The organism is uncultured Flavobacterium sp., assembly GCF_963925415.1.
In the GTDB taxonomy this organism is placed as follows: Bacteria; Bacteroidota; Bacteroidia; order Flavobacteriales; family Flavobacteriaceae; genus Flavobacterium.
Window position 1 is genome coordinate 1 of the sequence record NZ_CAWUTS010000003.1, and the last position, 11,414, is coordinate 11,414.

General features: G+C 33.1%; 9 protein-coding genes. 3 read left to right on the forward strand and 6 right to left on the reverse strand.

The annotated features are described in order from the left end of the window. Nucleotides 1–1,218 (forward strand): hypothetical protein (locus tag AABM47_RS00040; RefSeq protein WP_338408873.1); only part of this gene is annotated, 1,218 nt, incomplete at its 5' end. A 2-nt stretch (nt 1,219–1,220) separates the two neighbouring features. Here the strand turns inward: AABM47_RS00040 and AABM47_RS00045 are convergent. The 6 genes from AABM47_RS00045 to AABM47_RS00070 form a co-directional block, all read right to left on the reverse strand. Then, complete coding sequence (locus AABM47_RS00045; RefSeq protein ID WP_338408874.1) at nt 1,221–1,988, reverse strand: nitrilase family protein; 768 nt, start codon at nt 1,986–1,988, stop codon at nt 1,221–1,223. Beyond that, nucleotides 1,989–2,447 (reverse strand): hypothetical protein, encoded by a 459-nt coding sequence (locus tag AABM47_RS00050; RefSeq protein WP_338408875.1) that lies wholly within the window; start codon nt 2,445–2,447, stop codon nt 1,989–1,991. A gap of 123 nt (nt 2,448–2,570) precedes the next feature. Next, nucleotides 2,571–3,329, reverse strand: a complete 759-nt coding sequence (locus tag AABM47_RS00055) for a succinate dehydrogenase/fumarate reductase iron-sulfur subunit (protein WP_338408876.1) — start codon at nt 3,327–3,329, stop codon at nt 2,571–2,573. Between the two features lie 6 nt (nt 3,330–3,335). Continuing rightward, nucleotides 3,336–5,345, reverse strand: coding sequence for a fumarate reductase/succinate dehydrogenase flavoprotein subunit (locus AABM47_RS00060; protein ID WP_338408877.1), 2,010 nt, complete (start codon nt 5,343–5,345; stop codon nt 3,336–3,338). 18 nt (nt 5,346–5,363) lie between these two features. Then, nucleotides 5,364–6,230: a succinate dehydrogenase cytochrome b subunit gene (locus AABM47_RS00065; RefSeq protein ID WP_338408878.1), complete on the reverse strand. Its 867-nt coding sequence runs from the start codon at nt 6,228–6,230 to the stop codon at nt 5,364–5,366. A gap of 205 nt (nt 6,231–6,435) precedes the next feature. Continuing rightward, nucleotides 6,436–9,042 carry a glycosyl hydrolase gene (locus AABM47_RS00070; RefSeq protein ID WP_338408879.1) on the reverse strand — a complete coding sequence of 869 codons (2,607 nt, stop codon included), beginning with the start codon at nt 9,040–9,042 and terminating at the stop codon, nt 6,436–6,438. A 120-nt stretch (nt 9,043–9,162) separates the two neighbouring features. Here AABM47_RS00070 and AABM47_RS00075 point away from each other — a divergent pair, with 120 nt between their 5' ends. Continuing rightward, nucleotides 9,163–10,455, forward strand: a complete 1,293-nt coding sequence (locus AABM47_RS00075) for an aminopeptidase P family protein (RefSeq protein WP_338408880.1) — start codon at nt 9,163–9,165, stop codon at nt 10,453–10,455. 163 nt (nt 10,456–10,618) lie between these two features. Further along, nucleotides 10,619–11,401: an alpha/beta hydrolase gene (locus tag AABM47_RS00080; RefSeq protein ID WP_338408881.1), complete on the forward strand. Its 783-nt coding sequence runs from the start codon at nt 10,619–10,621 to the stop codon at nt 11,399–11,401. The last annotated feature ends 13 nt before the right edge of the window (nt 11,402–11,414 follow it).

Consider the following 11,414-nt stretch of genomic DNA (forward strand, 5'->3'; position numbering starts at 1 on the left):
GTGTTTTCAACAGGATCCTATATTGATTCATTGACCATTGTGGGAACCATAAAAGACGCTTATAATCAAAAACCAGATGATTTTGTTTCAGTTTTGCTTTATGATGCACTAACCTATAAAGATTCAACCGTTTATAAAGAAACGCCTTTATATGTTACCAATACCTTAGACAGCTTAAAAGTTTTCGCTTTAGAAAATTTAAAAGAAGGCAGTTATTATATGATTGCTTTAAAAGATAAAAATGGAAATAATAAATTTGATCCCAAAACAGACAAAATAGGCTTTTTGCGAGAGCCTATTTCAACCCCCTCAGAGATAGCCTACCAACTGGATTTGTTTGCCGAAAAACCTGCTTTTAAGGCCGAAAAACCGATTCAGCAATCGACTAATAAGTTTTTTATGGCTTATACTGGTAGCACAAAAGATTTAAAAGTTACGGCACAATCAGGGTTAAAAAACATCGCTGTTTTTGTCAGTCAATTTCCAGAAAAAGATAAAGATTCGGTTCAATTATTTATTCCTAAAATTGAAAATGACTCTATCGAATTTTTTGTTGAAAACAACACTTATTCTAAATCTTTTGTTTCTAAATACAAGGAATTAAAAGAAACCGATAGCTTAATCATTAGAGCAAAACAAAAAGGATTATTGAATTTTAATGAGCGCTTTACCTTAAAATTGACTACTCCTCTTGATAAGTTAGATATTTCCAAAATGAAATTAATCAATAATGATTCTGTTTCAATTGATTTTACCACGCAATACCATTCATTTGAACAAGAAGTGCTTTTTGATTTTAAAAAAGAAGAAAGCGAAAGATATACTTTAGAGCTTTTGCCCGGTGCTATTATTGATTTTTATGGCACAACAAATGATACGTTAGTACAAAAACTTAACACCAAAGCTTTTGCTGATTATGGAAACTTGAGGGTAAACTTAAAAAATGTAAATCGTTTTCCGGTACTTGTTGAAATATTAAATAGCAAAGGAACCGTATTAGCAAGTAAAACATCTGCAAAAGAAACGGTTTTAAATTTTGATTTAATTGATCCTTTAGTATACACCATTAGGTTGATATATGACGATAACGCTAATGGAGAGTGGGATACTGGGAGTTTTTTAAAGAAAAAACAAGCCGAAGAAATTGTTTATTTTTTTAAAGAAATTGATGTTCGAGCCAATTGGGACGTAGATCAAGAATTTGATTTGAATAAATAAGGTTAGTTTTTTATATCAAAGGCATCTCTATCATTCAAAAAATTTAGCATTTTTCGGGTTTCAAGCATTTTTTCTTTGTCGATATTGATTATGAAAATGCCTAAATCATCTTCTGCATCCAAAATTACATTTCCCAGCTCATCTATTACTTGAGAGTGACCGCTGTATTGGTGATTGTTATTGTCTGTTCCTATTCGATTAACACCAATGGTGTAGCATAAATTTTCGATAGCTCTGGCTTTTAAAAGGACGTCCCAAGCCATAATTCTCACTTTTGGCCAATTGGCAACATAAAGTAACAAATCATAATTTTCATGATTTCGAGAAAAAGCCGGAAAACGCAAATCGTAGCACACTTGAGGGCAAATTTTCCATCCTTTGTAGTTGATAATCGTTTTTGAAATTCCTTTTTCGTATTGGTCTGGCTCACCAGCTAAAGAAAACAAATGTCTTTTGTCATAAAAATCAATGACTCCATTGGGATGTACGAATACAAATCGATTGTGATAGACGTTGTTTTCGGCAATAACCAAACTGCCACAAATAGCACAGTTCTTCATTAAAGCTAGCGATTTCATCCAAGTAATGGTTTCTCCGTTCATAGTTTCAGCAACACGCTTTGGATGCATTGTAAATCCGGAGGAAAACATTTCTGGAAGTACAAATAAATCAAAAGAAACCTCTTCATTCATAAAATGTTCTTCTATAAATGTTCTGTTTGCTTTTGGGTTTTCCCAAACTAAACTGGTCTGAAATAATGCTATTTTCATTTATTCTAATTGTATTAAATAATTCCATTTTTCAGAATCGTGATTATTTACTATTGCTGGAGTTAATATCATAGGAATACTTGTAATAACAAGAACACCCCCAACTAATGCGCCAAATCCTCCGGTTCCTATAACCAGAACTCCTCCTACAAATAAAGCTGAACCATAGGCTATAAAAATAGGATTGGCAATAGTGCTAAAAAGAGATTTTTGTCTAACTTTTTTTATGTCTTTTAATAGAATTAAATTTTCTTTAATCATTAGACTAGTACTATCAATTATGGTAAATCGTCCATAAAAAACTTTACCCTCAACCGTTTGAATTTTGATTCGTTTATGTTCTTTTATATGAATAGTCCGTTCAGTATTTGTTTTATTTAAATTTAAAATTCTTACTTGAGAAAAACAATTCACAGAAAACATCATAGAAAACAAACATAATATAAATACACTTTTCATACTTATAAATTTTTAAAATTCAATCTTAACTAAAGATGTATGTTGTTTTATTTTATAAAAATACAAAAAAAACGCATCCAATAAGGAATGCGTTTTTTTTGTATCGAATATAAATTTTATATTTTAAAAACTAGCTTTTAAATATTCTCTATTCATACGTGCAATGTTTTCTAAAGAAATCCCTTTTGGACATTCAACTTCACATGCGCCCGTATTCGTACAATTTCCAAAACCTTCTTCATCCATTTGACGAACCATATTTTGAACACGTTGTGTTGCTTCAACTTTACCTTGTGGTAATAAAGCAAATTGTGAAACTTTTGCTCCTACAAACAACATTGCTGAGCCATTTTTACAACTGGCTACACAAGCACCACAACCAATACAAGCGGCTGCCATAAATGCTTTGTCTGCATCATCTTTTGGTATTGGAATAGAGTTGGCATCAATAGTGTTTCCAGAAGTGTTTACCGATACAAACCCTCCTGCTTGTTGAATTCTGTCAAAAGCACTTCTGTCTACTACTAAATCTTTTACAACCGGAAATGCTTTACTTCTCCATGGCTCAATAAAAATAGTATCGCCATCGCTGAACTTTCTCATGTGTAATTGACACGTAGTTGTTCCTGTTTCTGGTCCGTGTGCTCTACCATTTATGTAAAGCGAACACATTCCACAAATTCCTTCTCTACAATCGTGATCAAAAGCTACTGGACTTCCTTTTTCGTTTATAATTTGTTCGTTTAATTGGTCTAACATTTCCAAAAACGAACTAGCTGTTGAAACATTATCTAGTTGATATGTTTCTAAATTACCTTTTGCTTTGGAATTTTTTTGACGCCAAATTTTAAGGGTAATATTTATGTTTTTTGTTGCACTCATAATATTTTATTTGTAATTTCTTGCTGCAATTTTTATAAACTCATATTTTAAGTCTTCTTTATGAAGAACGGCTTTTGTTGTGTCTTGACCTTTATACTCCCAAGCACTTACAAAAGAGAAGTTTTTATCATCACGCAGGGTTTCACCTTCTGCATCTTGATATTCTTCTCTAAAGTGACCTCCACAAGATTCGTTTCTTTGTAATGCATCCATAGCCATTAATTGCCCAAGCTCTATTAAATCAGCAACTCGTAAAGCCTTCTCTAATTCAGGATTTAATTCATCTGACGTTCCAGGAACATACACATCTTTGTAAAACTCATCACGAATTTGACCAATTTGTTCAATAGCTTCTTTTAGTCCTTTTTCATTACGAGCCATACCAACCTTATTCCACATTATTAAACCTAAACGTTTATGGAAATGATCCACAGATTTAGATCCGTCATTGTTTAAGAATTTGTTAATGGTTTCTTTAACATTATTTTCGGCAGTGTCAAATTCAGGAGTATCAGTTGCAATTTTTCCTGTTCTTATTTCGTCTGCTAAATAATTGGAAACCGTATACGGTAATACAAAATATCCGTCAGCTAAACCTTGCATTAAAGCAGAGGCTCCTAATCTGTTTGCTCCGTGGTCTGAAAAGTTTGCTTCACCCGCTACAAAACATCCTGGTATGGATGATTGTAAATTATAATCAACCCAAACGCCACCCATTGTATAGTGTACTGCTGGATAAATTTTCATAGGTGTTTCATACGGATTTTCGTCGGTAATTTTTTGATACATTTCAAATAAATTACCGTATTTTTCTTCCAACCATTTTTTTCCTAAAGTGATGATTTCTTCTTCAGATGGGTTGTGATTTCCTTTTGCATAAGCAACTTCTTTACCTTTGCTTTTTACTTCTGATGAAAAATCTAAATAAACGCCCTCATTGGTGTCATTAGCTTCAATACCATGACCTTCATCACAACACTCTTTTGCTGCTCTTGAAGCAACATCACGTGGAACTAAGTTACCAAATGCTGGATATCTTCTTTCTAAATAATAATCTCTATCTTCTTCTACAAGTTCGGTTGGTTTTAATTTTCCCAAACGAATTGCTTCAGCATCTTCTTTCTTTTTTGGTACCCAAATACGTCCTGAATTACGCAATGATTCTGACATCAAGGTTAACTTGGCCTGATTGGTTCCATGAACTGGAATACAAGTAGGGTGAATTTGCACAAAACATGGGTTTGAAAAAGCAGCTCCTTGTTTGTGAATTTTCCAACTTGCAGTTACGTTACTTCCCATGGCGTTTGTAGATAAGAAATAAACATTTCCGTATCCACCAGAAGCAATAACAACAGCGTGTGCTGAATGTCTTTCCAATTCACCTGTAACCAAGTTGCGAGCTATAATTCCACGAGCTTTTCCATCTACTTTTACCAAATCTAGCATTTCATGACGCGAAAACATTTTTACATGTCCCAGTCCTATTTGTCTAGATAATGAAGAATAAGCCCCTAATAATAATTGTTGTCCTGTTTGTCCTGCAGCATAAAATGTACGTTGTACTTGCACACCCCCAAACGAACGGTTGTCTAACATTCCACCATATTCGCGTGCAAAAGGAACTCCTTGAGCCACACATTGGTCGATGATATTTCCTGAAACTTCGGCTAATCTATGAACGTTTGCTTCACGAGAACGATAATCGCCCCCTTTTATAGTATCATAAAATAAACGATAGGTACTATCGCCATCATTTTGATAATTTTTTGCCGCATTAATACCCCCTTGAGCAGCTATAGAGTGTGCTCTACGTGGTGAATCTTGAAAACAAAATGCTTTTACATTATATCCCATTTCTCCTAGAGAGGCCGCTGCCGAAGCTCCTGCCAAACCTGTTCCTACAACAATAATATCTAATTTAGGTCTATTGTTTGGTGCAACTAATTTTAAATGGTTTTTATGATCGGTCCATTTGTCTGATATTGGTCCTTCTGGTATTTTTGAATCTAACTTCATAATATAGTGATGTTGATTTTATTTTGAAAAATGAATATATAGTGGAATAATTGCAAATAAGACAGAAACGATAACCGAAAATGCTTTTCCAAAGAATTTTATACCGGCATTAAATTTTGGATTATTTAAACCTAACGATTGAAATGCACTTGCAAATCCATGCCATAAGTGAAACCCTAATGCAATCATTGCTAAAACATAACCTATAGTAAACCATAAACCATATTTTGAGTCTTTAAAAAAGCCAAAAGTTAATTTGTGTAAATCTTTATAAAGATCGGCTGTTTTTACATCTGCTTGAGAAAAAAACAATTCTGTTCTATTTTTTATAATAAATTGCTTCGGTTCATGATCGTGTTTGTCTGTATGAATGCCAACCTCAACTTGCTCTACAGGATAATACTGTCCTGTTTGTGTTCCAACATAGAAATCTTGTAGAACTCCTGGCTGGGTTTCAATACTTTTAGTCATTATCGGCATATTTTTATCAAAATGCATTTTTGCCCAAAAATTAACCATGTGTGTTGCTATAAAAACCATAATAACAGTTCCTAAAACAGCCATGTTTCTTGATGAAAAACTACTGTTTTTTGCTGGGTTGTTTTTAGCATACGCGATAGGTCTTGCTTTTTTGTTTTGAATGGTTAATAAAATTCCATCAATAGCATGAAAAATTATTGAAATATAGGTAACATACGAAAGTAATTTTACCGCTGGATTGGAAGTCATAAAAAGGGCATATTCATTAAACTGAAGGCTTGTACCAAAAATTAACTGAAGATTACCTGCTAAATGTCCTGCCAAAAACAAGCATAAAAATAAACCTGTAAGAGCCATCCAATATTTTTTTGCTATAGATGACTTTATAAGTGCCGATTTTGCCATAATGTGTTTGATTGTATAGTTTTATTTTAAAAATCATACAAAAATAAGACTAAAAAAAAGGAACTACAACCTTTTCGCACTTATTTAGAATCAATTTAAAATAAGTGTAAAAAATCCATTAAGTTTTAGATCTATATTGAGCATTTATATCGTTTGGTTTGTGTTTAGATTTTATTACAACTAAAATTTACTTAGTTATATACCGCTATTTCGATTCGGAAATTTCAAACGGAGTTGATGCATTTTCAATAGAAATAACATAATTGCCTTCTGGCAGATATACCTTTCCATTTTTAGCTGGTTTAATTTTTAATTTTTTGTCTTTCTTAAGTAGTTTTTCAACTGTTTTTGAATCCACAGACAAATCATATTCTATTTTATTTAATCCCTTTTTGAGTTGGATTTTTTGATCATTTACAACTATACTATTTTTATTTGTACTTATTAATCTGGTCTCTTTTTCTTGATTTGAATACACCCATACATTTATTTTAGGCTCAAAAGCTGGAGACCATTGACTCCATGAGCTACCCCAACGATTTGATTTTTTGAGGGTTTGCAACGGAAAAACATACACGTCTTTTTCCACAATTTTATCGGTTAAAGCTTGTACTTTTTCAAGGTTTACTTTGTAGATAGAACGCCCGTGCGTGCCAACAATTAGATCTTTTGCTTTGGCTTGAATTTTTAAATCGTGTACCGCTACATTTGGCATGTTTGCCGAAAAATCATTCCAATTTATACCTTTATCCATTGAAATAAACAAGCCATTATCTGTGCCAACATACAACATATTTTCTTTTTCAGAGTCTTCAACAATTACGTTAACAGCATTGGTTAAACCTTTTGAAATGTTTGTCCAAGTTGCGCCAAAATCTTCTGAAACATAAACATAGCTGTTAAAGTCGTCGTTTCGGTACCCGTTTAAAGTTGCATAAACTCTTTCTTTTTTGTGTTGAGACGCTACAATTCTGGAAATCCAAAAATCATCTGTTTTGGAAGTGTTTTCTGGAATTTCAATTTTTGTCCAACTTGTTCCACCATCTTTTGAAACGTGCATAAATCCATCATCAGAACCTACATACAATAAGCCAAATTGAAAAGGACTTTCTGCTATGCTTGTAATAGTGCCATAGGCTACATTTCCTTCTTTAGGTCCTTTTGTTAAATCACCCGAAATTTTATCCCAATTGTTCCCTTGATTCATGGAACGATGCAAAAAATTGGATCCAAAATATAGAATGTCTTGATTGTGAGAAGATATTAAAATAGGTGTTTGCCAATTAAAACGAAATGATTTTTCGTCTTTTTCTGACTTTGGGCTAATCGCTTCCGATGTCTTTAAATTTCGATCTATTCTAAAATAATTTCCAAATTGAAAGCCGGTATAAACAACATTTGAATTTCTACTATCAACTTGAATTTGCATCCCATCGCCCCCCATTATTTCTTGAAATGGGTATTTTCCTTTTTGATGCCATGATACATTTTGGCTGTACTCATTAGGCCCGACCCAAACACCATTGTCTTGTAATCCACCATATACATTATATGGCTCTTCGTTATCTACCTGAACCGCGTAAAACTGGCCAACAGCTTCGTTATTGCATTTTATCCAATGAAAACCATTGTCATAAGAAATGTTTACTCCACCATCATTTCCGTTTATGATGTGATTAGGGTTTTTAGGATTAATCCAAGTTACATGATGATCTGCGTGTACGTTTTCTTTGCTTATTGATTCAAACGTTTTTCCTCCATCTTTTGAAAATATTAAAGGAACCCCACCAATATAAAGCCGATTTTCATCACTTTTATCTACACTTATATTGGCAAAATAATAACCATATGAATAAAATAAATCATCTATAAAAGTTTCATGGGTCTTTTGCCAAGATGATCCACCGTCATTAGATTTATATATTTCACAACCTATTACCTCTGTTTCAAAAAGAGCGGCATTTGCATCTTTTGGCTCATTTGATTTTAGATCTGACCTTTTATTTTGATTGTCAACTACTGCATAAATAACATTTTCATTAAAAAGCGCTAAGCCAATGCGACCAATGCCTTCATTATTAGAAAAACCACTTTGATTAACCGACATTAAGCTCCACGTATTACCTGCATCGGTAGTTTTATAAATTCCAGAACCAACACCGTTCCCTTTAAAATTCCAAGCTTTTCTGTCTTTTTGCCAAGCCGCAGCATATTGAATGTTATAATTGTTTGGGCTAACCACTAAATCAATTATTCCGGTTTCGTCATTTATATATAATGTTTTATTCCACGTTTTACCACCATCTATCGTTTTATAAACGCCTCTTTCTTGATTTTTTGAATATAAGTGTCCCAAAACACCAACCGTGATTTCGTTTATATTTATTGGGTTTACACATATTTTACTAATGTGATGACTGTCTGGTAAGCCTATATTTTGCCACGTTTTGCCTTTATTCGTAGATTTTAATATTCCAATGCCTGAATATGAAGAACGAGAGGCATTAACTTCGCCTGTTCCAACCCATATTGTGCCTGATTTCCAATCTACTGTAACCGATCCGCAGTTTAACGTTGGCGCTGAATCCATAACGGGTGTAAAACTTGTGCCGTTATTATGGGTATACCACAAACCACCTGATGCATAAGCTGTATAAAATTCTGTTGGATTATCTGGGTTTACAGCTAAATCAACTACCCTTCCACTCATGATCGTTGGACCTATATTTTGAAATTTTACATCTTCAAATAAATTGGTTTGAGCAAATGTAAAACTTTGAACAAAAAGGAATAAGAATAGGGTTTTCTTCATTTTTTTATAATTTTAATATAAAAGTAGATAATATTCTAAATATAATTGAAACTTTTAATTTCTTTTAGCAAGATTTGCGTTTTATCTTTTTAAATTTGATGCAGTTTAAAACAAAAAGAAATGAAATACCATCAAATAGATCGAGATTTATTCGTCAAAAACCGTAAAAAATTTACTGCTCAAATGAAGCCTAATGGCATTGCTGTTTTTAATTCCAATGACATCTATCCTGTTTCAGCAGATTCAACTTTGCCATTTGCACAACAAAGAGATTTGTTTTATTTAAGCGGTGTGGATCAAGAAGAAAGTATTTTAGTGCTTTTTCCGGGTGCTCCATATGAAAACCATAGAGAAATTTTATTTTTAAAAGAAACCAACGATCATATTGCAGTTTGGGAAGGTGAAAAACTAACTAAAGAAAGAGCTTTTGAAGTTTCAGGAGTTAAAAATGTGATTTGGCTTCAAGATTTTGACAAAACTTTAAAAGAATTGATGACTTATGCCGACACGATGTATATCAACACAAACGAACATTATAGAGCTGTCGTTGAAACAGAAACTCGAGAAGCTCGATTTATAAAAAAATGGAAAGAAAATTACCCCGCCCATAAAGTAGAAAAATCAAACCCTATTTTGCAACGCATTCGTTCTGTTAAAGAAAGTGAAGAATTGGATTTGATTCAACAAGCTTGTAGCATTACTGAAAAAGGTTTTCGTAGAATTTTAAATTTTGTGAAACCTAATGTAATGGAATATGAAATTGAAGCTGAGTTTGCTCACGAATTTTTAAGAAATCGTTCTAAGGGTTTTGCTTATACCCCTATAATTGCATCCGGAAATAATGCTAATGTGTTGCATTATATTGAAAACAACCAACAATGTAAAGCGGGAGATTTGTTGCTTTTAGATGTAGGAGCAGAATATGCCAATTACTCCAGTGATATGACAAGAACAATACCAGTTTCTAGAAAATTTTCTGAAAGACAAGCTGCGGTTTACCAAGCTGTTTTAAATGTAAAAAATGAAGCAACGCAACTCTTAGTTCCAGGAACTTTATGGAAAGAATATCATCTTGAAGTTGGTAAAATGATGACTTCCGAATTATTAGGTTTAGGTTTATTAGACAAAGCTGATGTTCAAAATGAAAACAAAGATTGGCCCGCTTATAAAAAATATTTCATGCACGGAACAAGTCACCACATGGGATTAGATACGCACGATTATGGTTTATTATACGAACCAATGCAGGCAAATATGGTTTTTACTGTTGAACCCGGAATTTACATTCCGAAAGAAGGTTTTGGAATTCGTTTAGAAGATGACGTAGTAATTCAAAAGAGTGGCGAACCTTTTAATTTAATGCGTAATATTCCTATTGAGATTGATGAAATTGAAAATCTGATGAATTCGTAGTTTAGAAGAAAGAAACAAGATAAAAGAAGAAAGACGGTTTGCGAAAGTGAACCGTTTTTTTTGTTAAATTATACGGTTTCTTAGAAATATTTTAATTCTTGCAATAAAAAGGTTGAAACGATGCGTATAAAATTTCTACTTTTGCAGTAAACAATTTTCTACCTTGAAACAAACTCTCTTCAAAAACACTAAAAGTGCTTATTCTGAAACCGGAAAAGGAAGCACCGTAGTTTTATTGCACGGTTTTTTAGAAAACTCAACCATGTGGAATTCGCATGTTGAGGTTTTGGCTAAACGCAATCGAGTGGTTTGTATTGATTTGTTAGGTCATGGTCAAACCGATTGTTTGGGTTATGTACATTCTATGGAAGATCACGCTGGTATGGTTCATCATGTTTTGCACGAATTAAAAATTAGAAAAGCTATTTTAATTGGTCATTCTATGGGGGGTTATGTGGCTTTGGCTTTTGCCGAATTGTATCCAGAAATGATCAAATCATTGATTTTGTTAAATTCAAGTACTAAAGCCGATTCTGAAGAAAGAAAAGCCAATCGGGATAGAGCTATAAAGGCGGTGAAACAAAATTTTACCTCTTTTATCAGTATGTCGATTGCCAATTTGTTTAGTGAAGACAACAGGCTGCGTTTAACTGTTAATATTGAGGCGGTAAAGACTCAGGCCTTAAAAACGCCTTTGCAAGGAGTAGTGGCGGCCTTAGAGGGCATGAAAATAAGAAAAGATAGAGCTGCTATTTTACATGCCGCAAACTATCCCATTTTACTGGTTTTAGGAAAAAAAGATCCTGTTTTAAACTACGAAGAAAATAGCTCTATAATTGAACATACCAAAACTGAACTGGTTACTTTTAATGATGGTCATATGAGTCATATTGAAAATCGGGAGGAATTGACAGAAGTTCTTTTGAAGTTTTTAAAAAAAATTTAAACTAAACACTAAT